Raw genomic sequence first — 24,401 nt, 5'->3', positions numbered from 1 at the left:
GCCACAGCATGAAGACCGTGAACCACTGGATCGGTGGCAAGACCGTCGAGGGCACCTCGGGCAACTACGGCGAGGTCACCGACCCCGCCACCGGCGCCGTCACCACCCGGGTCGCGTTCGCCTCGCCCGACGAGGCCGATACGGCGGTGGCCGCCGCGAAGGACGCGTACCGGACCTGGCGCGACTCCTCGCTGTCCGCCCGCACGGCGGTCCTCTTCCGCTACCGCGCGCTGCTGGACGCCCACCGCGACCAGATCGCCGCGCTGATCACCGCCGAGCACGGCAAGGTGCACTCCGACGCGCTGGGCGAGGTGGCGCGCGGCCTGGAGATCGTCGAGCTGGCCTGCGGGATCACGACGCAGCTCAAGGGCGAGCTGTCCACCCAGGTCTCCAACCGGGTCGACGTGTCCTCGATCCGTCAGCCGCTGGGTGTCGTCGCGGGGATCACACCGTTCAACTTCCCGGCCATGGTGCCGATGTGGATGTTCCCGCTGGCCGTCGCCTGCGGCAACACCTTCGTGCTCAAGCCCAGCGAGAAGGACCCGTCAGCCGCCAACCTGCTGGCCGAGCTGGCCGCCGAGGCCGGGCTTCCGGACGGCGTGCTCAACGTGCTGCACGGGGACCGGGTCGCGGTCGACGCCCTCCTGAACCACCCGGACGTCGCCGCCGTCTCCTTCGTCGGCTCGACGCCCGTCGCCCGCCACATCCACGCCACCGCCTCGGCCAACGGCAAGCGCGTGCAGGCGCTCGGCGGCGCGAAGAACCACATGCTGGTGCTGCCCGACGCGGACCTGGACGCCGCCGCCGACGCCGCCGTCTCGGCCGCGTACGGCTCGGCGGGGGAGCGCTGCATGGCGATCTCCGCCGTCGTCGCCGTGGGCGCCGTCGGCGACGAGCTGGTCGCCCGGATCAAGGAGCGGGCCGCCCGGATCAGGATCGGCCCCGGCACGGACCCCGCGTCCGAGATGGGCCCGCTCATCACCGCCGCCCACCGCGACAAGGTCGCCTCCTACGTCACCGGCGCGGCGGCCCAGGGCGCCGAAGTGGTCCTCGACGGCACCGGATTCACCGTCGACGGCTTCGAGGACGGCCACTGGATCGGCCTCTCGCTCCTCGACCACGTCTCCACCGACTCCGACGCGTACCGGGACGAGATCTTCGGCCCGGTCCTGTGCGTGCTGCGCGTGGAGACGTACGAGGAGGGCGTCGCCCTCATGAACGCCTCGCCGTACGGCAACGGCACCGCGATCTTCACCCGCGACGGCGGCGCGGCCCGCCGCTTCCAGCTGGAGATCGAGGCCGGCATGGTGGGCGTCAACGTGCCGATCCCGGTGCCGGTCGGCTACCACTCCTTCGGCGGCTGGAAGGACTCCCTCTTCGGCGACCACCACATCTACGGGAACGACGGCGTGCACTTCTACACCCGAGGCAAGGTCACCACGACCCGCTGGCCCGACCCGGCCGACGCCCCGGCAGGCGTGGACCTGGGCTTCCCCAGGAATCACTGAACCCGCGATACGGGCCGGGGCCCCGGCCCGTACTCAGCCCAGCTCCAGCACCCCGACCGTCTGGCCCCCGCTCGTCTCGCCCGTGGGCCGGAAGCCGAGCCCGAGGTAGAAGCCCTCGGGACCGTCGTCGCCCGGGTGCCAGGTGACGTACATGCGCGTGCCGCCACGCCGGCGGATCTCGTCGGCGACGGACTCGACCGCGAACCGCCCGTAGCCGCGCCCCTGTTCGCCCGCCGCGATGTTGAGGCGCCACAGCCCCGAGCGGATGTCCCGCCCGGTGCCGTCACCCGCGAAGTCGATGTCCAGGAAGGCCATGAGGAAGCCGACGAGCCGGTCCCCGTCGAGGACGAGCCGGGGCCAGGCGGCCTCCCGATGCGCGTACGCCTCGGCGAGGGACTTCACGACCGGCGCCACCAGGTGCTCCTGGTCGGGCCGCACCCGCAGCCCGATGGCGTCATCGACGTTGTCGGCGGTGACCTCGGCCAGGCTCAGCGAAGTAGTCATACGAAAACGGTAAACGCCGAGGTCAACCGGATTCCGGGGCGCCGCCGGGTCAGGCCGCGGCCAGTGACCGCGTCGCCTTCCGGACGTCCGACAGATAGGCGACCACCTGCGGGGCCCTGCGCCACGGCTCCAGCGACCTGCCGTAGACGCGCAAGTACTCCATCCCGCGCAGGCTCCCCAGCCGGGTGAAGAGGGTCAACGACTCGCGGCCCATGCGCAGGCTCTGCGCCAGATCCCCGTTCTGGGCGTGCGCCGAGGCGAGCACCGAGAGCCGGACGCTGCGCGACCGGACGAAGGCGTCCGACGGCATGGGCGCCTGGGCGTTCCAGGCGAAGGTGGCGCGGTGGTTGCCCAGGTCCCGGAACGCCTCGGTCGCGTCGGTGACGATCCGCTGCTGGGTGAAGAACCCGATCCAGGCCGGACCCTCGCTGCCCGCGCCCCTCTCGGCCAGCCGCTCCGACTGCGCGATGCAGGCGCTCGTCGCCCTCTCGTCGCCCGCGCGGGCGTGTGACCTGGCTTCGATCAGCTTGGCGAAGCCGGCCACCCGCGGATCGAGGGTCCGCCCGCGCTGGTACGCGCCCTGAGCCATGTCGATGGCTTCCGAGGTGAACCCGCGCATCAGCGACTGCATGGCCATGGTGGTCAGGATGTACGAGCCGAGATCGGCATCGCCACCGGCCCGCGCCAGCCTCAGCGCTTGGATGAAGTGGCGCTGGGCGATGCTGTGCTGGCCCGCGTCGAACGCCGTCCAGCCCGCCAGCCGCGCCATCTCCGCGGTGACCCGGAACAGATCACGCCCCACGTCCTGCGAGTAGCTGCCGCGGAGCAGCGGCGCCACGCGCCCGTACAAGTACTCCGTGAGAGACGTGGACTTCCTGTTCGCCCCGCCGAAACGGGAGTCCCACAACCGGGCGCTGTCGGCCGCCGCCCTGAGCTCGTCGATGTGTTCCCGGCCGACTGTCGGTCCGGTGTCCCGCGCGCGGGTGGGCTCCGTCGGATCGATGAGCCAGCGGGTGAACGGGGTGGCGAACGCCGAAATGGCGAACGTCTGGCTGGTGAGGAACTGACGGCGGTTCACTGCGCTCCAATAGGCTGATGCTTCGGTCACTGCGTCGCCCTGACTCCGGGCGAACTCCAGACCGAGCCGCCCCGCGTCACGCTCCGCGCTCTGCATCCCGATGTCCGCCAGCGTCACCGGCCTGCCCAGTAGTTCGGATAAACACCGGCAGAGCAGTCGCGGGGTCGGCCATTTCGGGATCATGCCGCGCCGGCACCAGTTCGCGACGGACGTGTGCGTGTACCGGACGGCCTGCCCCTCGAAAGAGGCGAGTTCGTTCACCCGGTGGGCGAGCCGTTTATGGCTGGCGCCCGATTCGGCCACGACGCGTTCGAGAAGTGCATTTCCCTGTCGTTCGTCCACCCGGCTTTCCGTCATATCGCCTCCCTTCTCTCGAAGGATACCGACGCACCAGGGTCTATGGGCTCTGCAGGCGAGTTGTGAGCCCCCTTGTGAGCCCTGCGCACCTGCCTCTCCCCAGCGGTGTCATGGAGACATCCTGAGGCGGAGGTCCGGAAATGTTCGATCTGATCGAGTTATCGGTGGTTCTCTCTCCGGCAGCGACGCTGGAAGTGCACCTTCCGATGGGATTCATCCTCTACCTGATCTTCTCGCGCCCCTCCCGGAAATAGATCCGGCGGGTGGCGGTGGCCCCGATGAAGTGGCGGCCGTCACCCGGAGAAACGCGCGAACGACCGCAGGGCCACTCCCCCGGAGCGGCCCTGCGGAGTCCTGACGGGCGGTCAGCGGTCCGAGGAGGCGGCGGCCTCGGCCGCGATCATGTGCTCCATGGGGACGACCCCGAAGCGGCCCGAGACGAGGAAGGCCAGCACCATCGAGACGACCATGAGCACCGTCCCGGCCCACACCATCGTCTCGACCGGCACGGTGTACGCGCCCACGGCCCGCACCGCGCACTCGGCGAGCAGCGCCCCGCCCCACACTGCCGAGAACCGGGTCTCGGCCTTGCGGAACGCCGGCGAACCGGCGGAGAGCCGTTCCCAGGCGGCCGTCTTGGCGGCCTCGCCCCGGGTCAGCCACGGCCGCAGGCCCGCCGACAGCATCGGCCGGCCGCGCAGCGCCGTCACCAGGAACGCCAGCCCGATGATGCTGCTCACCCCGCTGTCCTTGAGGAGCATCAGCCGCGGGTCACCGGCCACCAGACCGAGCAGGAGCGAGACCACGTTGACCGAGACCATCAGCGCCGCGAGGCCGTTGAGCCGGCGCTCGCGCACCGCGCCCCACACGGTGCGGACCGCCGGAACCACACTGCTCCAGGCCAGCGCGGCGAAGGTGGAGAACCCCGCCCCCTTCAGCGCGTAGTACGCGGCGAGCGGCAGTGCGACGTCCACCAGCAGCGGCTTCAGGCTGTCCACGAGGGCCTTGCGGGGTGCGATCGGGGTGGCGCCGGCCGGGGTGTCGACGGTGGGGGCGCTGAGTGTGGCGGCCGGGCTGCTCATGTCGGTTCCTCCCGTTGCGGCGGCGCCTTCGTGGCTCCCGCTCTCGACACCTACAGACTGCCGATCGGGGCCCCCTCCCCGGCAGAGCCGCGTGTACTGACCTCCGCATGACGAATGTCATGGCGTTCAGGTGCAGTTGTACGGCTCCGAGCGCGTGACCGGATCGTTGCCGTGCGGCGTACAACCGCGCGCCGCCCTCTCCGGTCCCACTGGCGGTCCGGTTTCCTGGAGGAGAGCGAGTTCATGACGAAGACGATGTGGAACGCAGTGGTGGCCGCTGGGGCGGCGGCCCTCTTTGTGGGGGTAGCGGCGGTGCCGGCAGGCGCGGCGGAGGGCGGTGTCTCCTTCTCTCGGGTCTCGCTCAACGCCGGGAAGCCGATCGTGATCGGAGTCCAGGAAGAGGTCGAGGTGCATGCGACCTTCCGGATGACGACGACCCTCAAGTACGAGTACGGGCCGACGGTGTTCCCCTACCGGGGGAAGCTCGACAACACCGAAACCCTCCAGAGCGCCATCATCACCAGCGACTGCCACGTCGTGGACAAGGCGAAGGGGATCTGCGACTTCGAGGAGTGGGTGTACATCGACCCGCGGAACCTCGACTTCGGGAACGAGGACGCGGGCACCTGGCGGACCGCTGCTCGGATAGCGATCCTTGTCGGTGGCGGCAGCGATATCGACGACATGAACATCCCGGTCCAGGTCCAGCGCGCCACCCGCGTCACCGTCAACGCCGCGCCCGAGTCCGTCGTGAAGGGCAGGACCATCACCGTGACCGGCAAGGTCACCCGGGCGAACTGGGACACGCACACCTACCAGGGGTACGCGGGCCGCACGGTCAGCCTGCAGTTCAAGGCGGACGGCGCGTCCTCGTACACGACGGTCAAGAAGGTGACGTCCGGCTCGACGGGATCGCTCAATACCACCGTGACGGCCGCCAAGTCGGGCACCTGGCGGTGGAAGTACTACGGCAACGACACCTCCGGCGCGAAGGCCTCGACCGGGGACCACGTCATCGTGTGGTCCGGCGTCCGCGTGATGCACGCCGCGCGGTAGAAACCCGTTCGCCGTCCCCCGCCGCACGGTGCTGTGATGCTCGTATGACCGCATCCACGCCGCCACAGCACCAGATCCGCGCGCTCCACACCGCCGGCACCGTGACCGTCTACCAGGCGTACACGCCGTCGCTCGGGCTGCCCGCCGCCCGGGACGGGCGGTTCCCGGCCGCCTGGAAACGCGACCGCATGACGTGGATAAAGCCGAGCTTCCTGTGGATGATGTACCGCTGCGGCTGGGGAACGAAGGAGGGCCAGGAGACCGTCCTCGCCGTCGAGATCACCCGCGAGGGCTTCGACTGGGCCCTCGGCCACGCCGAACTCTCCCACTACGAACGGGGCGTGCATCCGGACCACGCCACCTGGCAGCGCGACCTGCGTCGGGCCCCCGCCCGCGTCCAGTGGGACCCCGAGCGCGACCTGCACCTGAACCGGCTCGCGCACCGCTCGCTGCAACTCGGCCTCGCGGGGGAGGCGTCACGGCGGTACGCGGACGAGTGGACGGTCTCGATCCGCGATGTCACCCCGCTCGCCCAGGAGATCCACGCGCTGGCGAGGGCGGGCGAGACGGAGGCCGCGACCGCGCTGCTCCCCGCCGAGACGCCGTATCCGCTGCCCCAGGGCACCCCGCTGCCCACGCTGTGAATCACCGCCCGCCGGGGCGCGGGCCTCCGGCGCGTACCGCGTACGCAGTACGGGGACGGGTCCCGTACGCCTTGAGGATGCCCGGGAGTTCCGCCCGGAGGCAGGTGGGGCGGGGTGGCGGGCCGCATAGGCTCGGTGCATGGACTCCCCCGACGCGCGCACGTCCCGGTGGCGGCGCCTGCTGCCCCGCACCCGAGGCCGGTGGGCGGCGGCCGGCGCCGCGCTCCTCGTGCTCGCCGGTGCGGGCACCTGGACGGCGGTGGCCGGCGACAGCGGCCCGGCCGTGCACCGCCAGGACCGGATGATGCGCGCCGACGGGGTGTCCCTGGACACGTCGTACTTCACGGCGGGGGGCGGTGGGCGCCGGCCCGCCGTGCTCGTCGGCCACGGATTCGGCGGCAGCAAGGCGGAGACCCGGGCGCAGGCCGAGCAGCTGGCCCGCGACGGATACGCCGTCCTCACCTGGTCCGCGCGCGGCTTCGGCAGGTCGGGCGGCGAGATCGGGCTGAACGCGCCCGACCGCGAGGTCAAGGACGTGTCCCGGCTGATCGACTGGCTCGCCGGCCGCCCCGAGGTACGGCTCGACGCCGAGGGCGACCCGCGCGTCGGCATCACCGGGGCGTCCTACGGCGGCGCGGTCTCCCTGCTCGCCGCCGGCTACGACCACCGCGTCGACGCGATCGCCCCGCAGATCACCTACTGGAACCTCGCCGACGCGCTCTTCCCGGACGGGGTGTTCAAGAAACTCTGGGCCGGGATCTTCGTCAACTCCGGCGGCGGCTGCGGCAACTTCGAGAAGGAGCTGTGCGACCTGTACGAGCGGGTCGCCGTCAGCGGCAAGCCGGACGCCGCCGCGCGCGCCCTGCTGACGAAGCGCTCTCCGAGCGCCGTCGCCGCCCGTATCGAGGCCCCCGCGCTCATCGTGCAGGGCCAGACCGACTCCCTGTTCCCGCTCGGCCAGGCCGACGCCATGGCGAAGGCCATCGCCGCCAACGGGGCTCCCGTCTCCGTCGACTGGGCGGCCGGCGGGCACGACGGGGGTGACATGGAGACCGGCCGGGTACAGAAGAGGATCACCACCTGGTTCGACCGCTACCTGAAGGGGGAAGAGGGCGCCGACACCGGCCCCGCCTTCCGCGTCACCCGGACCGGCGGCATCGAGTCCACGGACGGCGCCGCCCTCACCCGCGGCGCGAGCGGCGACACCTACCCGGGTCTGCACAGCGGCCCCGAGGCCGTCGAACTGCACGGACGCACCCAGAAGATCGGCAACCCCGCGGGGGCCAACCCGCCGTCGATCTCCGCCGTACCCGGCGTCGGCGGCTCACTCGCCCAGCTCTCGACCCTCGGCGTCGGTGGCCTCGCCCTCGACTTCCCCGGCCAGTACGCCCGCTTCGACTCCGCCCCGCTGCCCGCCCCCCGCCGCGTCACCGGCGCCCCCACGGTCCGGGTGACGGTGAAGGCCGACCACGGTGACGCGGTCCTGTTCGGCAAGGTGTACGACGTGTCGCCGGACGGGAAGCGGCAGGTGCTGCCCGCCCAACTCGTCGCCCCGTACCGGATCACGCCCTCGCAGCAGGGCAAGCCGCTGGAGCTGACCCTGCCCGCCGTCGACCACGAACTCGACGCGGGCCACCGCCTCCGCCTCGTCCTCGCCGCGACCGACCTCGGCTACGCGTCCCCGGCCGAGCCGGCCACGTACACCGTCTCCCTCGACGGGCCCCTCACGCTTCCCACCGCACCCGGTCTGAAAACCGCCTCGGCCGCACTGCCCTGGTGGACCTGGGGGCTGCCGGCCGCCGCCCTGGTGATCGCGGCCGTCCTGCTGCTCACCGCACGGCGCCGAACCGCGACGCCGGCACCCGATCCCGCGCTCACCGACGTACCGCTCCAGATCACCGGCCTGTCGAAGAAGTACGCCAAGTCCGCCGACAGGTACGCCGTGCGCGACCTCTCCTTCCGCGTCGAGAAGGGACAGGTGCTCGGCCTGCTGGGCCCCAACGGCGCCGGGAAGACCACCACCCTGCGCATGCTCATGGGGCTCATCACCCCCGACGACGGAGAGATCCGCGTCTTCGGGCGGGCCATCCGCCCCGGCGCGACCGTGCTGTCCCGGGTCGGCTGTTTCGTGGAGGGCGCGGGCTTCCTGCCGCACCTGTCCGGACGGGCCAACCTGGAGCTGTACTGGAAGGCCACCGGCCGCCCCGACGAGGACGCGCGCATCGACGAGGCCCTGGAGATCGCCGGGCTCGGTGACGCCCTGGCCCGCGCTGTGCGCACGTACTCCCAGGGCATGCGGCAGCGGCTCGCCATCGCCCAGGCCATGCTCGGCATGCCGGACCTGCTGATCCTGGACGAGCCGACCAACGGGCTGGACCCGCCGCAGATCCGCGAGATGCGGGACGTGATGATCCGGTATGCGGCCGGCGGCCGCACCGTGATCGTCTCCAGCCACCTCCTGTCCGAGGTCGAGCAGTCCTGCACGCATCTGGTCGTCATGGACCGGGGCAGGCTCGTCCAGGCGGGCCCCGTCGCCGAGATCACCGGCTCCGGCGACATGCTCCTGATCACCGCCGCCGACCCGCTCACCGAACCCCTCGTGGAGAAGGTCGCCGCCCTTCCGGGCATCGGCTCCGCCGTCCGCACCGACGACGGGCACGGGCTGCTGGTCGGCCTCGACGGGGCGACCTCGCCGCAGCTGATCGCCGAGCTGGTCCGCCTCGACGTGCCGCTGACCGGCGTCGGCCCGCACCGCCGCCTGGAGGACGCCTTCCTCACCCTGATCTCCGGAGGCTCCGCATGAGCACCGCAGCCGGCCTCACCGAGGCCCCCGAGGCGCCCGGCTACCGGGCCCGCCACACCCTCCCGCTGCGCGTCGAGGCGGTCCGGCAGCTGCGGCGGCGCCGGACCCTGCTCATGGGCGGGGTGCTGGCCGCGCTGCCGTTCGTCCTGATCATCGCGTTCGCGATCGGCGGCACCCCGGACGGCGGGCCCGGCGGCGGCGACCGGATCACGCTGATGGACACGGCGACCGCGTCCGCCGCGAACTTCGCCGCGACCTGCCTGTTCGTCTCGGCGGGCTTCCTGCTCGTCGTCCCGGTCGCGCTGTTCTGCGGCGACACCGTGGCCTCCGAGGCGAGCTGGTCCTCGCTGCGCTATCTGCTGGCCGCGCCCGTGCCCCGGGCCAGGCTGCTGTGGAGCAAGCTCGTCGTCGCGCTGGGCTTCAGCCTCGCCGCGATGGTGCTGCTGCCGCTCGTCGCGCTCGCGGCGGGGGCGGCGGCCTACGGCTGGGGGCCCCTCCATCTGCCGACCGGGGGAACGCTGCCGGCCGGGGACGCGGTGGTGCGCCTCGCGCTGGTCGTCGCGTTCGTCTTCGTGTCCCAACTCGTGACCGCGGGGCTCGCGTTCTGGCTGTCGACCAGGACGGACGCCCCGCTCGGCGCGGTGGGCGGGGCGGTCGGGCTGACCATCGTCGGCAATGTGCTCGACGCCGTGACCGCGCTCGGCTCCTGGCGCGACTTCCTGCCCGCCCACTGGCAGTTCGCCTGGGCGGACGCGCTCCAGCCCACGATCGAGTGGGGCGGCATGGCGAAGGGCGCGGCCGTATCGGTGACGTATGCCCTGATCCTGTTCGCTTTCGCGTTCCGTGGGTTCAGCCGTAAGGACATCGTGTCCTGACCTTGACATTCCGCCGGCTGCGCGCTCGTCGTTGCCGCATCGAGATCGTTCCGCAACGCTTTCGTCCGGTCCGGACCGCCCGCTCGCGCGTCACATTCACAAGTGCTGACGTGACGACACAGGGGGTACGGGGATGGAACACCGCACGGGGAAGTACCGGGGCGCAGTAGGGCTGTTGCTCGCGGCGGGCGTGCTGCTCACCGGCTGCTCGGGGACGGACGACGGGGGCGGCAAGGCGACGTCCGACGAACGGCGCGCGGGGGCGCCCGCGCCCGCCTACACGGGTGGGGCGAAGGAGGGGGGAGGCGAGGCGGACCGGCTCAAGGAGACCGCACCGCCCGACTACCTCTCCACCTTCGCGCTGGACGTCGACACCGCCTCGTACGGCTACGCCCGCCGCACCCTCGCCGACGGCCGGCTGCCCGGACCGGAGACCGTGCGGCCCGAGGAGTTCGTCAACAGCTTCCGCCAGGGCTACCACCGCCCCGAGGGCAACGGCTTCTCGGTCTCCGTCGACGGAGCCAGGGCCGCCGGCGAGGACGGCGACTGGTCGCTGGTCCGGGTCGGCCTGGCCACCAAGGCCGCGCCCAGCACCGACGAACGGCCCCCGGCCGCCCTCACCTTCGTGGTCGACGTCTCCGGCTCGATGAACTCGCCCGACCGGCTCGGCCTGGTCAAGACCTCGCTGGGCATCCTCACGGACGAGCTGCGCGACGACGACTCGATCAGCCTGGTGACCTTCAGCGACGAGGCGGAGACCGTCCTGCCGATGACCCGGCTGAGCGGCCACCGGAGCAGGATCCGCGACGCGGTCGACTCGCTGGAACCCGGCGCCTCCACCAATGTCGGGGCGGGCATCGAGCGCGGGTACGAGGAAGCGGTGGAGGGCCGCCGCAAGGGCGTCAACAACCGTGTCGTTCTGCTCTCCGACGCGCTGGCCAACACCGGCGACACCGAGGCGGACGACATCCTCGAACGGATCGACTCGGCCCGCCGCGAGTACGGCATCACCCTGTTCGGGGTGGGCGTCGGCAGCGACTACGGCGACGCGTTCATGGAGGAGCTGACGAACAAGGGCGACGGCCACACCACGTACATCGCCGACGAGGAGCAGGCCCGCAAGGTCTTCGTGGACCAGCTCCCCGCCCACCTCGAACTGACCGCCCGGGACGCCAAGGCGCAGGTCGCCTTCGACTCGAAGACCGTCGAGAAGTTCAAGCTGATCGGCTACGAGGACCGCAAGGTCGCCGACGACGACTTCCGCGACGACACCGTGGACGGCGGTGAGGTCGGGCCCGGCCACACTGTCACCGCCCTGTACGCCGTGCAGCTGCGCGACGGCGCCTCCGGTCATGTCGCCACCGCCACCGTGCGCTGGCTCGACCCGAAGACCCGCGAGCCGCACGAGAAGACCGGCTCCGTGGCGACCGGGGCGATCACCGGCAGGCTCTGGGACGGCCGGAGCACCCGCCTCCAGGTGACGGCGGTCGCCGCCTACTTCGCGGAGCACCTGCGCGGCACCGGCCTGCCCGGCGCCCCGGGCCTCGGCGAACTCGCCGAACGGGCCGAGAAGCTGGCCACGGCGACCGAGGACGCCTCGGTGACGAAGCTGGCCGACGCGATCACCCGCGCGGACCGGCTGAAGGGCGGCGAGCGGGACGGCGGGGGCGACACGGGGGAGGGGGAGATGGACTGACGGGGGGAGCCGGGGGGAGCGGTCCGCTCCCCCCGGGACCCCGGCGGTGTTTACGCCGTCACTACACGGACCGCGCTGGCGTGCTGTGCTCCGCGAGCAGAAGGGACCCCCCTTGGGGGAGGTCCGGCGCGGGCGGCTGGGCCGATGCACCCCCGGCAGGACTCGAACCTGCGGCCAAGCGCTTAGAAGGCGCCTGGTCTGAGGATCCATCTACCGCTTTGCCCTTGCCTCGTATTGTGCAGTGACGCGTCATCAGCTGGTTTCGGCGGTCCAGGCGTTCGCGCTGGCCGACGGTTCCGAGCGGAGCTGCTGGACGGGAGACGGGCGGCTGCTTCGTCCGTGAAGTGGTGAGGGTCACCGCTCCCGCCGGTAGGGGTCCGTATAGGGCTCCATGGACTGGCGGACCTCGTCCCGGACTGGGTCCATGAGGGGCCCGGGGGCGTAATAGCGGGCGCGGGCCTTGCCGTGGGGGACGAGCCAACCACGGGCCACGAGCTCCCGGATGTCGCGGATGGCTTGCTGGTCGCTGAGGTCGGCGTCTTGCTGGTAGACGGTGCGTCGCACCTTCGCGTCCGAGAAGGCGGGCAGAAGGGCATAGACCACCCGCTCGTCCAAACCCGCGGCCTCGACGCCTTCGACCAGGCGGGTCCAGGCTCGCGACATGACGTCGAAGCGGCGCTGGGCCTGTTGGGCCTGACGATGGTGGGCGGTCAGGCAGAACCGGACCCAGGGGCGGGTGTCCCGTTCGGGGCTCCAGTGCGTTCCGCCCACCTCCTCCAGGATCTGGTAGTAGGCGTACGTGTTCTGTCCCCGGCCGAGCCATTCCTCGATGGAGGAGAACTCGGGCGGCATCAGGGCCTCGCGGGAGAACACCAGAGTGGACAGAGCGCGGGACATGCGCCCGTTGCCGTCCTTCCACGGATGGATCTTGACGAGGTTGAGGTGGGCCATGGAGGCGCGGACGTGGACGGGTGCGTCGAGGTCGCCCCCGTTGAGCCAGTCGATGAACTCCGACATCAGAGCGGGGACGTCCGCCTGGTCCGGTGCGGTGTAGGCAGGGACCAGGGGGTCGTCGGGGCTGGTGACGTAGACGGGCCCGTCGCGCCAGCGGCCAGGGCGTTTGTCGAGGTGGTGGCCCTGGAGCATGAAGTGCAGGCCGTTGAGCAGGCCGGCGTCGTAGCGGAAGTCGCCTCCGGCGTCGGCGAGGGCCTGGATGTAGGTCATGCCGCGCTGGTAGCCCTCCAGCTCGGCACGGGTCTTCTCCCCGGTCTCCAGAGGTTCCTCACCCGACATGAGGGCTTCCACGTCGTCGACCGTCGCCGCGTACCCCTCGATGGTGTTCGATCCGACGATCGCCCGGGCGGTGAGGTTGCGGCGCAGCTGGCGGGTCCAGCGCGGGGTGGCCCGGAGCATGTGGCGCAGGGAGCGGCGCATGCTCTCGATCTCGTCGAGGGTGCGGCGGTCGTCAGCGTCCAGGGAAGGTGTTTCGTACAGCATGACTCCATGACACGATAATTGTGTCACGGAGTCAATCCGGCGCTCATGTGATTCCTCGCCCCTGCCCGCAGCTCTGTCGCTTCTGTGGGTTCTGGCTGTGGCGTGTGGCGTGCAGCCCCTCCTGCTGCGCAGGTGGTGGGTGTAAGCATCATTCCGGCCGTCTCGGTCGTGAGGGTCTTGCCCATGAGTGGATCGGACGTGCGTCGGGCGCCGGAAGGGCGCAGTGGGTCGACCTCGGCTCAGGGGGTGAGCGCGGCTGCCGGGTCGCCGCGTTCGGGGAGCCGGGTGGCAAGCCGCCTCCGACCGTCGCCGGCGTGGGCCGGACGGTCGTCCGGCGCCTTGGAGGGGAGTTCGAGCGAGGCTTTCCAGGTCCGAAGATGGGGCGCGTCGCTCTCGGTCATGTGAACCAGGAAGCCGGGGCCATGGCCCCCTCGATCAGGCGCGCAAGCCGACATCTTGAGCGTCCCGGCTCTCCGCACCACTATGCGTCGCGGCACCCGCGCGTCTGCCGTCCCGCCGGGGGCAGGCGCGCTGTGCACCAGTCTCCGGACGGTCCTCGGGACGGCGGCCTCATCACCGCGGTCCCCCTCCTTATCGCCGAGTCGACCGCGAACGCCGCCTGCATGGCCGGGTGCGCAGTCATGAGCCCGCCTCGACGTCCGCCTGGACGGGGGAGTGAACTGCGGATCGAGGACACTGACGTCTGCGGCGACAGGTGGCCGACGCCACAACACCCTGGCAGTTCCGCCGAGTCGGGGCACGGACCGCCCCTTCTCGAGGCGCTCGCAGGCGGCTGGGGCGTGCGCTCGCACCACTGCGGAGACAAGATGGTGTGGGCCGTGTGCCGCCAGTGAGGTGCGATGGTCGAGTCAGAGGCGGAAACCGAACAGTCCGCCTTCGGCGTAGGCGTCGCAATACGGGGCAAAGCGTGCTCCCGGGCAGCGAAAAGCCCTCCGCGAGTGATCTTGCGGAGGGCTTAAAACCGCCTCTGGCCCGCATAAGTATGCGCCCCCGGCAGGACTCGAACCTGCGGCCAAGCGCTTAGAAGGCGCCTGCTCTATCCACTGAGCTACGGGGGCCGGGTGGTGGCTGCGGTGGTCGGGAGCCCCGGGGCCCGGGCGGTCCGTGACCATGCCGGGACAAGGATAGGGCTCCGATCGGCTCGACCTCGTTGCTTCACCTGCGTGGCACGATGTGGAGGTTCGGTGAAGCGAGACGATAATCGCAGGTAGGTGCGGATCGCGCACCGCTTTTGACGCTCCACGCCACGGGTGTTGTGCACTCGTTATGCCTGCGTCCCACTCATCCCCTCTGTCCGGACGGAGGAACCGGCGCGCAGAGGTGGCTATACGCTTCAAAAAGGCGCCAAAATTGGGCATTCTTCGCATGTGGTGACCTTGGACGTACGGCCTCAGCTCATCGACGCACTCTCCGCCCTGCGCGACAGTGTCGCCGCCGTGCGTCTTCCACTCCCGCTCCCAGGGGCCCCCCGCGCCAGGCAGACCCGGACCGAGCTGCTCGCCCAGCTGGACGACTACCTGCTGCCCCGGCTCAAGGACCCCGAGGCGCCCCTGCTCGCCGTCATCGGCGGATCGACCGGCGCCGGCAAGTCGACGCTCGTCAATTCGCTGGTGGGCCGCCGGGTCAGCGAGGCCGGGGTGCTGCGGCCCACCACCCGCACGCCCGTCCTCGTCTGCCACCCGGACGACCAGCACTGGTTCGCGGGTGTACGGGTGCTGCCGCAGCTCACCCGGGTCTGGCTGCCGCCCGAGGAGTACGCCGAGCCCGGCCAGTGCGACGACCTCGAAGGGCCCGACGGCCACGCCGCCGAGGAGGGCACCGCGCTGCGCGTCGAGACCGCGGCCGGGCTGCCGCGCGGGCTCGCCCTGCTGGACGCCCCCGACATCGACTCCCTCGTCGTCCGCAACCGGGTCCTGGCCGCCGAACTCATCTGCGCCGCCGACATCTGGGTCATGGTCACGACGGCCTCCCGGTACGCCGACGCCGTGCCCTGGCATCTGCTCCGCACCGCCAAGGAGTACAACGCCTCGCTCGTCACCGTCCTCGACCGCGTCCCGCACCAGGTGATCGCCGAGGTCTCCCGCCAGTACGGGGCCCTGCTCACCAAGGCCGGTCTCGGCGAGGTGCCCCGGTTCACCATTCCCGAGCTGCCCGAGTCGGCGGGCGGCGGCAGCGGACTCCTGCCCACCACCGCGGTCGCCCCGCTGCGCGCCTGGCTCGCGCACCGAGCCCAGGACCCGGCCGCCCGCCAGCAGGCCGTCGGCCGGACCGCCGCCGGGGTCATCGACTCCCTGGACGTCCGCATGCCCGCGCTCGCCGGCGCCGTCGCCGCGCAGTACGCCGCCGCCGTACGGCTGACGGGTGTGGTCGAGGAGGCGTACGGGAAGGAGGGCGTCCGGCTCCGGCGCAGGCTGAAGAACGGCGGCGCGCTCGCCGGCGACGCCCGGACCCGGTGGCGCGGCTACCCCACGTACAGCACCTCCGAGGAAGTGCTCGACGCGCTCGTCGAGAGCCTGGCCGCGCTCCTGGAGTGCGGTGTCGCCGCCGCCGACGAGCAGATCCGCGCCGTCTGGCGCAAGGAGCCCGCCGCGGCGGCCTTCGCCTTCGAGGCGGCGGGCCGCGAGGAGGGCGGCTGGGGGCCGGCCGAGGACATCCGGGGCCGGATCGCCATGACCGTACGCAGATGGCGCCGGATCCTGGAGGAACTGGCCGAGGAGGAACTGCGCCTGATGGAGCGCAGCACCGCCCCGGACCCGGAGACCGTCGCCACCCTGCTGGCCGCCGCCCTGCTCGGCGGACGCCGCGCCCGCACCGCCGGCGAACAGCTCGCCGAACGCATCGGGGCGCAGGGCGCGCTGCGGCTGCGCGACAAGGGCGGCGCGCTGCTCACCAACTGCCTCGACCACGTGCTGAACGGTGAACGCGACCGGCGGCTCGCCCCCCTGGACGCCCTCGACATCGCCCCCGAACCGCAGGCCGAACTGATCGCCGCGCTGTCCCTACTGCAGAAGGAGAGGTGGCAGCGATGACTGCCGTCACTGACGAGAATCCGGGGCAGGGCGGGGCCGGGGAGCAGCTGTCCGACGCGGCGCGCCCCGGCACCGGCTGGGACGACGGGCTGATCGCCCGGCGCGCGCAGGCCGCCCGGAAGGAGGCGGAGCAGACCCCGGACGAGGCCCCCGGGGAAGAGGACGACGGACGGCCGCAGGTCGAGGCGTACGTGGACTCCGACAGCCCGCTCCGGCCCCGCCTGGACGCCCTGCGCGAGCTCGTCGGCCTCTCCCGCGCACGCCTGGACCGGGCCGCGCTCGCCGAGGCGGGCCGGGTGCTGGACGAGGCGGCGGCCCGCCAGCGGCTCTCCTCCCGGCACACCGTCGTCGCCATCGCCGGGGCGAGCGGCAGCGGGAAGTCGGCCCTCTTCAACGCGCTCGCCGGCGCCCAGCTCTCCGAGACCGGCCTGCGCCGCCCCACCACGTCCTCCCCGCTCGCCTGCTCCTGGACCGACGGGGCCGCCGGGCTGCTGGACCGCCTCGCCGTGCCCGGCAGGCTCCGGCGCAGGCCGGCGCCGGGCGCGGCGGCCGACGAGGCGCTCCAAGGCCTGGTCCTGGTCGACCTGCCCGACCACGACTCGGCGGCGAAGGGCCACCGCGACCAGGTGGACCGGGTGCTTGCCCTGGTGGACGCGGTGATCTGGGTGGTGGACCCGGAGAAGTACGCGGACGCCGCCCTGCACGAGCGCTACCTGCGGCCCCTCGCCGGCCACGCCGAGGTCACCTTCGTCGTGCTCAACCAGATCGACCGGCTGCCGGGCGAGGCCGCCGACCAGGTCCTGGACGACCTGCGGCGGCTGCTGGACGAGGACGGCATGGCGCTCGGCGAGCACGGCGAGCCCGGGGCGACCGTCCTGCCCCTGTCCGCCCTCACCGGCGAGGGCGTCGGCGAACTGCGCGAACTGCTGGGCCGGTTCGTCCAGGACCGCACGGCGGCGACGCGGCGCCTGTCCGCCGACGTGGACGCGGCGGCGGCCAGGCTCCGCCCGGTGTACGTCGCCGAGGGGCGGCCCGGTCTGGGGGAGCGGGCCCGGGAGGAGTTCACGGACCGGCTCGCGGAGGCGGTGGGCGCGGCGGCGGCGGGCCAGGCGGCCGAACGCGAGTGGCGCCGCAACGCCGGACGGGCCTGCGGCACGCCGTGGCTGCGGCTGTGGCGCTGGTACGAGGCCACGCGTCAGCCCGGTGGCAGCCGGGACCGCGTCCCGCTCGCCGCCCCGCCCGAGGAACGGCTCACCGCGCGCCAGCGCGTCGAGCAGGCCGTGCGCACAGTCGCGGAGGACGCTGCGGCCGGACTGCCCGGGCCCTGGGCGCAGGCGGTGCGGGAGGCCGCGGTGCACGGGGCGAAGGGGCTGCCGGACGCGCTGGACGAACTGGCGGAGCGCGTGGCGGGCGGGGGCGCGGGTGCCGAGGGCGGCGTGCGGGGTGCGGGCGGCGCCGCGGTGTGCGCGTCGGCCTCGGAGGCCGCGGGCCCGTCGGGCCGGGGTGCGGGCGAGGGCCGGAGCGGGCGCGCGGCCGGGAGGCCGCCGCGTCCCGCGTGGTGGCCGGCGGCGGTGCTGGCGCAGGTCGCGATGACGCTGCTGCAGGTGTTCGGCGGCCTGTGGCTGGCCGGCCAGATCATCGGGGTGCTGGAGCCGGGGCTGCTGACGCCCGCCCTGGTGATGCTCGGGGGCATCGTGGGCGGCCCGCTCGTCGAGTGGTCGTGCGCGGCGGCGGCCCGGGGGCCTGCCCGGAGGTACGGACAGGAGGCCGAACGGCGGCTGCGCGAGGCGGCGGCGGCCTGCGGCCGGGCCCGGGTGCTCGACCCGGTCGCGGCCGAGCTGATGCGCTACCGCGAAGTGCGGGAACGCTACGTGGCGGTGACGGAGTTTTCCACAACAGGCCGTTAGTCCACAGCCCCCAGCGGGATTTCCGCCTCCCCTCCAGCATGGAACCGGTGACCGCGCGCACGGCGCGGCCACGGGATCCGGGCGAAGGGGAGGCGGAGTCATGAACGAGACCCTGGTGACGCTGGTGGGCAACGCGGCGACGGCGGTGGAGTTCCGGGAGACGGCGAGCGGCGGGATGGCCCGCTTCAGGTTCGCGGTGACGCCCCGGCGGTGGGACCGGGTGAAGGAGGTCTGGGCCGACGGGCACACGAGCTTCTACACCGTGTGGGCGTGGCGCACGCTGGCCGCGAATCTGACGGGCTCGGTCGCGGTGGGGGAGCCGCTGGTGGTGCACGGCAGGCTGAAGGTGCGCGAGGAGGAACTGGAGGGCCGGCGCCGGACCTTCGTGGACATCGAGGCGGTGGCGGTGGGCCACGATCTGACCCGGGGCACGGCCGCGTTCCGCCGGGTGGTCAGGGGCGAGCCGGGGCTGACGTCGAGGTACGGTCCGGCGCCGGTCGCGGAGGGGCCCGATCCATGGGCGGTGCGGGAGTCGCCGGAACGGGCGGGCGGGGAGCCGGAGGGGGGCGGTGAACCGGTGGGAGCGGAGCCGTCGGAGGGGGCGCCGGTGCGGGAGCGGCCGGCGGCCCGGCGGCGGACGATGCGTCAGAAGGGCGGTGCGGCGCCCCGGCAGCCCGACTCCGATCTGGTGACCGCCTGACGACCGGGTGTGCCAAGGCGGGTGGTCGCAACGGGGCGCGAGTTACCCGGGATAACGATTCCGATTCGGAATGGTTGTCGGACGGTACGACGGGGGACTGTCCTTGGCCCGCTCCATAGGATCTCCCCGTACTCACAAGGCACTTGAGTAGCAGGCGGGACAATCCCCACACGCGTACCGGGCGCGAGGGTCTCGCCCGGAGGGGAAATAAGTGTTTTCTGCTTCTTCAGCGATCGCTTCGTCATCCAGGGCGACGGCCCTGACCGCACGGCGCGGGCGCATAGCCAGGCTGGCCGCTTCCGCGATGGCGTCCGGCCTGGTCGTGGCCGGAGCCCTCGTCGGCGCGGGCAGCGCGACGGCCGACGAGGTGCCCGCGCACCAGGGCGGGGCCACCGCCGTCCTGGACGGGCTGAAGACCTACGACACCGCCTACGTCCACGCGGACGGCAAGAAGGACACGGTGTCCGCGGGTCTGTTCGAGATGAACGTCGACGGCGGCGGCACGCTCAAGACGTACTGCATCGACATCCACAACCACACCCAGGACCGGGCGAAGTACCTGGAGACCCCCTGGGACCAGACCTCGCTCGGCGGCAACAAGGACGCCGGCAAGATCCTCTGGGTCCTGCAGCACTCCTTCCCGCAGGTGAACGACCTCTCCGCGCTCGCCAAGGCGGCCGGCACCGGCACGCTCACCGAGAAGACCGCGGCGGCCGGTACGCAGGTCGCCATCTGGCGGTTCTCCGACCACGTCGACGTGACCGCCCAGGACGAGCAGGCGGAGAAGCTCGCGGACTGGCTGGAGAAGTCCGCCACCGTCATCGCCGAGCCCAAGGCGTCCCTGACGCTCGACCCGGTCGCGGTCTCCGGCCGCTCCGGTGAGCGCGTCGGCCCGGTCACCGTCCGCACCAACGCCGGCCAGGCCACGGTGACCCCGCCGGCGGACCTCGCCAGCGGCGTGAAGGTCACCGACAAGGCGGGCAAGCCCGTCACCACGGCGTCCGACGGCGACCAGCTCTACTTCGACGTGCCCGCCGGCTCCGAGGAGGGCACCGCCGCGCTGACCGTCCAGGCCGCCACCTCCGTCCCGGTCGGCCGCGCCTTCGCCGGCGTCACCAAGAGTCAGACCCAGATCCTGGCCGGCTCCAGCGAGTCGACGGTCTCCGCGGCCGCCAGCGCCACCTGGGCCAAGCAGGGCCCGATCCCGACGGCCACCGCCGAGAAGAACTGCGCCAAGGGCGGCGTGGACATCACCGTCGGCAACAAGGGCGATGAGGCGTTCACCTTCGAACTCGACGGCAAGGAGAACACCGTCGAGGCCGGCAAGACCGTGACCGTCACCGTGCCCGTCGCCGAGGACCAGGCGTACGACGTCACGGTCACCGGCCCGGGCGGCTTCTCCAAGACCTTCAAGGGCGTCCTGGACTGCAAGACCACCAGCAGCGGCACCGGCGGCGCCGGTGGCACGGAGACCCAGACCGGTGGTGGCGAGCCCACCCCGACCACGGCCACGGCCGGCGGCAACACGGGCGGCGACGACACCAACCTCGCCGAGACCGGCAGCTCCAGCGCCACCCCGATGATCGCGGGCATCGCCATCGCCCTGGTCGTCCTCGGCGGCGGCGCGGTCTTCTTCCTCCGCGGCCGCAAGGGACAGACCGCGGGCAAGTAACGAAGGACGGGCGCACGACCGCCCCGACCTGATCACGGCCCCGGTACGGCTTCGGCCGGCCGGGGCCGTGTCGTGTCCGGAGCGCGGCGCCGGCGGGTGACACGGCTCAGCCAGGCGGGTGACAGCCGCCGTCGCGGGCTGCCGCCGGGCCGGCCGGTGCTCCAGGATCGGTGCCGCCGCCGGCTCCGGCGGTATGTGCGTCGACCTGGCCCGTGCCGTGTGAACGGCGCGGCCCAGGCTGTTCGAGGAGTCCGATCCCATGCGTTCACGCGTCATCGCTGTCATGGCCGCCGCGGCCGCGTCCACCGCGGTACTCGCGCAACCCGCCCACGCCGCCCCGCTCGTCGACGGGGTCTACCGGTTCGCGGCCCTCCAGGACGGCAGGTGTCTTATCTACCCCAAACCGGGCGGGAACAGGGGTGCGGTGTCTCTGGGCGACTGCACGGACAACGCGAACACCTCGGCGAACTGGCGGGTCCGGGTGCGCCCCAACGGAACGATGGAGGTCTCCACGGTGGGCTCGGACCCCCGCACCTGTCTGAGCCTGAATGACAATTACCGAGTGGCGGCCAACGAGTGTGCCGGCAGGTACGCCGAGTGGACCGTCTCCATCGGCTCCGCCGGACCCGGCAGCGTCGTGTGGGCCGACATCGAGCACACCCCCGGCGACGGATCCGGCTCCTGGGGGAAGCTGGTCGACGATCCCGGCGTCACCGGCCGGATCGTGGTGAGGCGGGCTCCCATCGAGCCGCACTACTGGACCCCGCAGCAGGTCGGCTAGCCGAGGACGGCGCACGGCCCGGCAGCCGTTCCCGGGCCGTGCGCCGTGGGCCGTGCGCGGACGGCCCGGGAACGGCCGGGCGCGACAGCCGGTGACAGGCCGGCCGCCCGGCACGCGCGGGCCCAGGTCAGGGCCGCCAGCCGATACGGGTTTCCGTCCGGGGCCGGCCGTCAGGCAAGATGGGGTGTATCTGCCCACACATCGATTGCCGGACGGTTTCTCTTGGCTGAGTTCATCTACACCATGCGCAAGACGCGCAAGGCGCACGGCGACAAGGTGATCCTCGATGACGTCACCCTGAACTTCCTGCCCGGCGCGAAGATCGGTGTCGTGGGGCCCAACGGCGCCGGTAAGTCCACGGTGCTGAAGATCATGGCGGGCCTGGAGCAGCCGTCCAACGGTGACGCGTTCCTGTCGCCCGGCTTCAGCGTCGGCATCCTCATGCAGGAGCCGGAGCTCGACGAGAACAAGACGGTCCTGGAGAACGTGCAGGACGGCGCCGCCGAGATCATGGGCAAGCTCAAGCGGTTCAACGAGGTCGCCGAGCTGATGGCGACCGACTACTCCGACGCGCTCATGGACGAGATGGGCAAGCTCCAGGAGGACCTGGACCACGCCAACGCGTGGGACCTGGACGCCCAGCTGGAGCAGGCCATGGACGCCCTGGGCTGCCCGCCCGGCGACTGGCCCGTCGTCAACCTCTCCGGTGGCGAGAAGCGCCGCGTCGCGCTCTGCAAGCTCCTCATCGAGGCGCCCGACCTGCTGCTCCTCGACGAGCCCACCAACCACCTCGACGCCGAGTCGGTGAACTGGCTGGAGCAGCACCTCTCCAAGTACGCGGGCGCCGTCGTGGCCGTCACCCACGACCGCTACTTCCTGAACAACGTCGCCGAGTGGATCCTCGAACTGGACCGCGGCCGCGCGCTCCCGTACGAGGGCAACTACTCCACGTACCTCGACAAGAAGGCCGCCCGCCTCAAGGTCGAGGGCCGCAAGGACGAGAAGCGCCAGAAGCGGCTCAAGGAAGAGCTGGAGTGGGTGCGGTCCAACGCCAAGGGGCGCCAGACCAAGTCCAAGGCCCGTCTCGCCCGGTACGAGGAGATGGCCGCCGAGGCGGACAAGATGCGGAAGCTGGACTTCGAGGAGATCCAGATCCCGCCGGGGCCGCGCCTCGGGTCCATCGTGGTCGAGGTCGAGAACCTCTCGAAGGCGTTCGGCGACAAGGTCCTCATCGACGACCTGTCGTTCACGCTGCCGCGCAACGGCATCGTCGGCGTCATCGGTCCGAACGGTGCCGGCAAGACCACGCTGTTCAAGATGATCCAGGGCCTGGAGACGCCGGACAGCGGCTCCATCAAGGTCGGCGACACCGTCAAGATCAGCTACGTCGACCAGTCCCGCGCCAACATCGACCCGAAGAAGACCCTCTGGGCCGTCGTCTCGGACGAGCTGGACTACATCAACGTCGGCCAGGTCGAGATGCCCTCGCGGGCGTACGTCTCCGCGTTCGGCTTCAAGGGCCCGGACCAGCAGAAGCCGGCCGGGGTCCTCTCCGGTGGTGAGCGCAACCGCCTCAACCTGGCGCTGACGCTCAAGGAGGGCGGCAACCTGCTGCTCCTCGACGAGCCCACCAACGACCTCGACGTCGAGACCCTGTCCTCGCTGGAGAACGCCCTGCTGGAGTTCCCGGGCGCGGCCGTGGTCATCTCCCACGACCGCTGGTTCCTGGACCGCGTCGCCACGCACATCCTGGCGTACGAGGGCGACTCCAAGTGGTACTGGTTCGAGGGCAACTTCGAGTCGTACGAGAAGAACAAGATCGACCGCCTCGGCGCCGACGCGGCCCGTCCGCACCGCGCCACGTACAAGAAGCTCACGCGAGGCTGATCGTCTTGGCTCGTCACATCTACAGCTGCCCGCTGCGCTGGTCGGACATGGACGCCTTCGGCCACGTCAACAACGTGGTCTTCCTCCGCTATCTGGAGGAGGCGCGCATCGACTTCATGTTCCGGCTGGCGCCGGGGGACGGTTCGCCGTCCTTCGCGGGCGGTTCCGTCGTGGCGCGGCACGAGATCGACTACGTGCGGCCCCTGGTCCACCGGCACCGGCCGGTGACCGTCGAGTCCTGGGTCACGAAGATAGGCGCCGCGTCCCTGACGATCGCCTACGAGATCAAGGACCCGGACCAGGTGTACGTACGCGCCTCGACCGTCGTCGTGCCGTACGACCTGGCCGCCGAGCGCCCCCGGCGCATCTCCCCGGAGGAGAAGCGGTTCCTCCAGGAGTATCTGGCCGAGGAGCCCGCCGCGGTATGACCGTGTCCGTACAGTCGCTGCGGTTCGCCGACGCGAGGGAGGCCGCCGATCTCGGCGCCTTCCTCGGGCGGCTGCTCCACTACGACCGCGCCGCCGCCGTACGCCTCCAGGCGGGCGGCGGCGCGCTCGCCGTGTTCGGCAGGCCCCCGTCCTTCGACGTGCTGGCGATCCGCACGGCCCGGCTCGCCGACGCGCACGACGTCGACGTCACCGTGTCGGCCGGCGACCTCCTGGAAGCCCTGCCGGACGGCGGGCCGGACGCCGCCGCCCTGCCCGCCCCGGTCACCGGCCCGCCCTGGGCCGGCGTCCTCCCCCCGCGCGGCGGCTGGCGGGAGCGGCCCGGGCTGCCCGGGCCCGTCGCCCTGCGCGCCGCGCTCACCGCCGCCGTCACCGAATTCCGGGACCGCGACGAGGCCCTCCCCGAGGACCGGCGCACCCGCGCCGAGCGGGACCGCATCGGCCACGACATCTGGTCGCGCACCCTCGCGGACACCGAACTCCCGCTCCGCGCGGTGCACGCCGCGCAGTCCCTCGGCTTCCTGCGCGACGACCCCGCCTTCCCGGTCGCCCTCCTGACGGCCGGCAGCTGGCTGCGCCTGCGCACCCCGTACGGCTCCGTCGCCCTGCGCCGGGCCGGTGCGGCGGGCGGTCTGGGGAATCTCGCGGTCTCCGTGAACGGCTGAGAGCCGGCTCAGCGGGGACAGGTTTCGAGCACCGCTGCCCCACCCCAGCCGCGCAGGTCGGCGCGGTGCGGCGGGGTCCGCGTCCGGCCGACCGCGGCCGGGGCGAGGCGGCCGGCGGGAAGGGACAGGCCGACCGGCGCGGTGATCTCGCCTTCGAACGTCGTCATGGGCGGATCCTCACGGCCCGTCACGC

At 72.2% G+C, this 24,401-nt stretch carries 20 protein-coding genes and 1 tRNA gene; 14 read left to right on the top strand and 7 right to left on the bottom strand.

Going from position 1 to position 24,401, the window contains the following annotated elements; all coding sequences use genetic code 11:
- Positions 1-8 precede the first annotated feature (8 nt).
- A complete protein-coding gene (locus ACLQ2N_RS09100) occupies positions 9-1,508 on the top strand; it encodes a CoA-acylating methylmalonate-semialdehyde dehydrogenase (RefSeq protein WP_425810868.1) in 1,500 nt (499 codons plus the stop codon).
- Between the two features lie 33 nt (positions 1,509-1,541).
- Here the strand turns inward: ACLQ2N_RS09100 and ACLQ2N_RS09095 are convergent, their stop codons facing one another.
- The 3 genes from ACLQ2N_RS09095 to ACLQ2N_RS09085 all read right to left on the bottom strand — a co-directional run bounded on the left by ACLQ2N_RS09095 (position 1,542) and on the right by ACLQ2N_RS09085 (position 4,529).
- Entirely contained in the window at positions 1,542-2,012 is a 471-nt protein-coding gene (locus ACLQ2N_RS09095) for a GNAT family N-acetyltransferase (RefSeq protein ID WP_425810866.1), read from the bottom strand.
- A 49-nt stretch (positions 2,013-2,061) separates the two neighbouring features.
- The gene (locus tag ACLQ2N_RS09090; RefSeq protein ID WP_425810864.1) at positions 2,062-3,447 is read right to left on the bottom strand and encodes a sporulation protein; all 1,386 of its coding nucleotides are present in this window, start codon (positions 3,445-3,447) and stop codon (positions 2,062-2,064) included.
- 365 nt (positions 3,448-3,812) lie between these two features.
- Positions 3,813-4,529 (bottom strand): VC0807 family protein, encoded by a 717-nt coding sequence (locus tag ACLQ2N_RS09085; protein WP_425810862.1) that lies wholly within the window; start codon positions 4,527-4,529, stop codon positions 3,813-3,815.
- A gap of 243 nt (positions 4,530-4,772) precedes the next feature.
- On the opposite strand from ACLQ2N_RS09085, the gene ACLQ2N_RS09080 reads away from it, so the two are divergent.
- The 5 genes from ACLQ2N_RS09080 to ACLQ2N_RS09060 all read left to right on the top strand — a co-directional run bounded on the left by ACLQ2N_RS09080 (position 4,773) and on the right by ACLQ2N_RS09060 (position 11,603).
- Positions 4,773-5,585 (top strand): hypothetical protein, encoded by an 813-nt coding sequence (locus ACLQ2N_RS09080; protein WP_425810860.1) that lies wholly within the window; start codon positions 4,773-4,775, stop codon positions 5,583-5,585.
- A gap of 44 nt (positions 5,586-5,629) precedes the next feature.
- Positions 5,630-6,229: a DUF4291 domain-containing protein gene (locus tag ACLQ2N_RS09075; protein WP_425810858.1), complete on the top strand. Its 600-nt coding sequence runs from the start codon at positions 5,630-5,632 to the stop codon at positions 6,227-6,229.
- A 139-nt stretch (positions 6,230-6,368) separates the two neighbouring features.
- The gene (locus ACLQ2N_RS09070; protein WP_425810856.1) at positions 6,369-9,032 is read left to right on the top strand and encodes an alpha/beta fold hydrolase; all 2,664 of its coding nucleotides are present in this window, start codon (positions 6,369-6,371) and stop codon (positions 9,030-9,032) included.
- Complete coding sequence (locus ACLQ2N_RS09065) at positions 9,029-9,907, top strand: ABC transporter permease (RefSeq protein WP_425810854.1); 879 nt, start codon at positions 9,029-9,031, stop codon at positions 9,905-9,907. The genes ACLQ2N_RS09070 and ACLQ2N_RS09065 overlap by 4 nt, the downstream gene beginning before the upstream one ends.
- 133 nt (positions 9,908-10,040) lie before the next feature.
- Positions 10,041-11,603, top strand: coding sequence for a YfbK domain-containing protein (locus ACLQ2N_RS09060; protein ID WP_425810852.1), 1,563 nt, complete (start codon positions 10,041-10,043; stop codon positions 11,601-11,603).
- A 354-nt stretch (positions 11,604-11,957) separates the two neighbouring features.
- Here the strand turns inward: ACLQ2N_RS09060 and ACLQ2N_RS09055 are convergent, their stop codons facing one another.
- The 3 genes from ACLQ2N_RS09055 to ACLQ2N_RS09045 all read right to left on the bottom strand — a co-directional run bounded on the left by ACLQ2N_RS09055 (position 11,958) and on the right by ACLQ2N_RS09045 (position 14,179).
- Positions 11,958-13,100, bottom strand: coding sequence for a Fic family protein (locus ACLQ2N_RS09055; RefSeq protein WP_425810850.1), 1,143 nt, complete (start codon positions 13,098-13,100; stop codon positions 11,958-11,960).
- A 239-nt stretch (positions 13,101-13,339) separates the two neighbouring features.
- Complete coding sequence (locus ACLQ2N_RS09050) at positions 13,340-13,501, bottom strand: hypothetical protein (RefSeq protein WP_425810848.1); 162 nt, start codon at positions 13,499-13,501, stop codon at positions 13,340-13,342.
- Positions 13,502-14,106: 605 nt separating this feature from the next.
- Positions 14,107-14,179: transfer RNA gene (locus tag ACLQ2N_RS09045), tRNA-Arg, on the bottom strand.
- 318 nt (positions 14,180-14,497) lie between these two features.
- Here ACLQ2N_RS09045 and ACLQ2N_RS09040 point away from each other — a divergent pair.
- The 8 genes from ACLQ2N_RS09040 to ACLQ2N_RS09005 all read left to right on the top strand — a co-directional run bounded on the left by ACLQ2N_RS09040 (position 14,498) and on the right by ACLQ2N_RS09005 (position 24,208).
- On the top strand, positions 14,498-16,150 hold the full coding sequence (locus ACLQ2N_RS09040; protein WP_425811324.1) for a dynamin family protein: 1,653 nt from the start codon (positions 14,498-14,500) through the stop codon (positions 16,148-16,150).
- A complete protein-coding gene (locus tag ACLQ2N_RS09035; protein ID WP_425810846.1) occupies positions 16,147-18,057 on the top strand; it encodes a GTPase in 1,911 nt (636 codons plus the stop codon). The genes ACLQ2N_RS09040 and ACLQ2N_RS09035 overlap by 4 nt, the downstream gene beginning before the upstream one ends.
- A 100-nt stretch (positions 18,058-18,157) precedes the next feature.
- Positions 18,158-18,757: a single-stranded DNA-binding protein gene (locus ACLQ2N_RS09030; RefSeq protein ID WP_425810844.1), complete on the top strand. Its 600-nt coding sequence runs from the start codon at positions 18,158-18,160 to the stop codon at positions 18,755-18,757.
- A gap of 304 nt (positions 18,758-19,061) precedes the next feature.
- Positions 19,062-20,429, top strand: coding sequence for a Cys-Gln thioester bond-forming surface protein (locus ACLQ2N_RS09025; RefSeq protein WP_425810842.1), 1,368 nt, complete (start codon positions 19,062-19,064; stop codon positions 20,427-20,429).
- A 259-nt stretch (positions 20,430-20,688) separates the two neighbouring features.
- Positions 20,689-21,210, top strand: a complete 522-nt coding sequence (locus ACLQ2N_RS09020) for a hypothetical protein (protein ID WP_425810840.1) — start codon at positions 20,689-20,691, stop codon at positions 21,208-21,210.
- A gap of 222 nt (positions 21,211-21,432) precedes the next feature.
- Complete coding sequence (gene ettA, locus ACLQ2N_RS09015; protein ID WP_425810838.1) at positions 21,433-23,097, top strand: energy-dependent translational throttle protein EttA; 1,665 nt, start codon at positions 21,433-21,435, stop codon at positions 23,095-23,097.
- Positions 23,098-23,102: 5 nt separating this feature from the next.
- Positions 23,103-23,525, top strand: a complete 423-nt coding sequence (locus ACLQ2N_RS09010) for an acyl-CoA thioesterase (RefSeq protein WP_026171908.1) — start codon at positions 23,103-23,105, stop codon at positions 23,523-23,525.
- Positions 23,522-24,208, top strand: coding sequence for a hypothetical protein (locus ACLQ2N_RS09005; RefSeq protein WP_425810836.1), 687 nt, complete (start codon positions 23,522-23,524; stop codon positions 24,206-24,208). Before ACLQ2N_RS09010 ends, ACLQ2N_RS09005 begins: the two co-directional genes overlap by 4 nt.
- An 8-nt stretch (positions 24,209-24,216) precedes the next feature.
- Here the strand turns inward: ACLQ2N_RS09005 and ACLQ2N_RS09000 are convergent, their stop codons facing one another.
- Entirely contained in the window at positions 24,217-24,375 is a 159-nt protein-coding gene (locus tag ACLQ2N_RS09000; protein WP_425810834.1) for a hypothetical protein, read from the bottom strand.
- Between the last annotated feature and the right edge of the window lie 26 nt (positions 24,376-24,401).

This window comes from Streptomyces sp. DT224 (genome assembly GCF_049844595.1).
Taxonomy (GTDB): Bacteria; Actinomycetota; Actinomycetes; order Streptomycetales; family Streptomycetaceae; genus Streptomyces.
Note: the sequence above shows the minus strand (reverse complement) of the source record. Positions and strands in the feature narration are given on the sequence as shown.

What these genes read in the sequence shown, in the direction of transcription:
- ACLQ2N_RS09100 (WP_425810868.1), top strand. Translation starts at nt 9, where the DNA reads ATGAAGACCGTGAACCACTGGATCGGTGGCAAGACCGTCGAGGGCACC.
- ACLQ2N_RS09095 (WP_425810866.1), bottom strand. Translation starts at nt 2,012, where the DNA reads ATGACTACTTCGCTGAGCCTGGCCGAGGTCACCGCCGACAACGTCGAT.
- ACLQ2N_RS09090 (WP_425810864.1), bottom strand. Translation starts at nt 3,447, where the DNA reads ATGACGGAAAGCCGGGTGGACGAACGACAGGGAAATGCACTTCTCGAA.
- ACLQ2N_RS09085 (WP_425810862.1), bottom strand. Translation starts at nt 4,529, where the DNA reads ATGAGCAGCCCGGCCGCCACACTCAGCGCCCCCACCGTCGACACCCCG.
- ACLQ2N_RS09080 (WP_425810860.1), top strand. Translation starts at nt 4,773, where the DNA reads ATGACGAAGACGATGTGGAACGCAGTGGTGGCCGCTGGGGCGGCGGCC.
- ACLQ2N_RS09075 (WP_425810858.1), top strand. Translation starts at nt 5,630, where the DNA reads ATGACCGCATCCACGCCGCCACAGCACCAGATCCGCGCGCTCCACACC.
- ACLQ2N_RS09070 (WP_425810856.1), top strand. Translation starts at nt 6,369, where the DNA reads ATGGACTCCCCCGACGCGCGCACGTCCCGGTGGCGGCGCCTGCTGCCC.
- ACLQ2N_RS09065 (WP_425810854.1), top strand. Translation starts at nt 9,029, where the DNA reads ATGAGCACCGCAGCCGGCCTCACCGAGGCCCCCGAGGCGCCCGGCTAC.
- ACLQ2N_RS09060 (WP_425810852.1), top strand. Translation starts at nt 10,041, where the DNA reads ATGGAACACCGCACGGGGAAGTACCGGGGCGCAGTAGGGCTGTTGCTC.
- ACLQ2N_RS09055 (WP_425810850.1), bottom strand. Translation starts at nt 13,100, where the DNA reads ATGCTGTACGAAACACCTTCCCTGGACGCTGACGACCGCCGCACCCTC.
- ACLQ2N_RS09050 (WP_425810848.1), bottom strand. Translation starts at nt 13,501, where the DNA reads ATGACCGAGAGCGACGCGCCCCATCTTCGGACCTGGAAAGCCTCGCTC.
- ACLQ2N_RS09035 (WP_425810846.1), top strand. Translation starts at nt 16,147, where the DNA reads ATGACTGCCGTCACTGACGAGAATCCGGGGCAGGGCGGGGCCGGGGAG.
- ACLQ2N_RS09030 (WP_425810844.1), top strand. Translation starts at nt 18,158, where the DNA reads ATGAACGAGACCCTGGTGACGCTGGTGGGCAACGCGGCGACGGCGGTG.
- ACLQ2N_RS09025 (WP_425810842.1), top strand. Translation starts at nt 19,062, where the DNA reads ATGGCGTCCGGCCTGGTCGTGGCCGGAGCCCTCGTCGGCGCGGGCAGC.
- ACLQ2N_RS09020 (WP_425810840.1), top strand. Translation starts at nt 20,689, where the DNA reads ATGCGTTCACGCGTCATCGCTGTCATGGCCGCCGCGGCCGCGTCCACC.
- ACLQ2N_RS09005 (WP_425810836.1), top strand. Translation starts at nt 23,522, where the DNA reads ATGACCGTGTCCGTACAGTCGCTGCGGTTCGCCGACGCGAGGGAGGCC.
- ACLQ2N_RS09000 (WP_425810834.1), bottom strand. Translation starts at nt 24,375, where the DNA reads ATGACGACGTTCGAAGGCGAGATCACCGCGCCGGTCGGCCTGTCCCTT.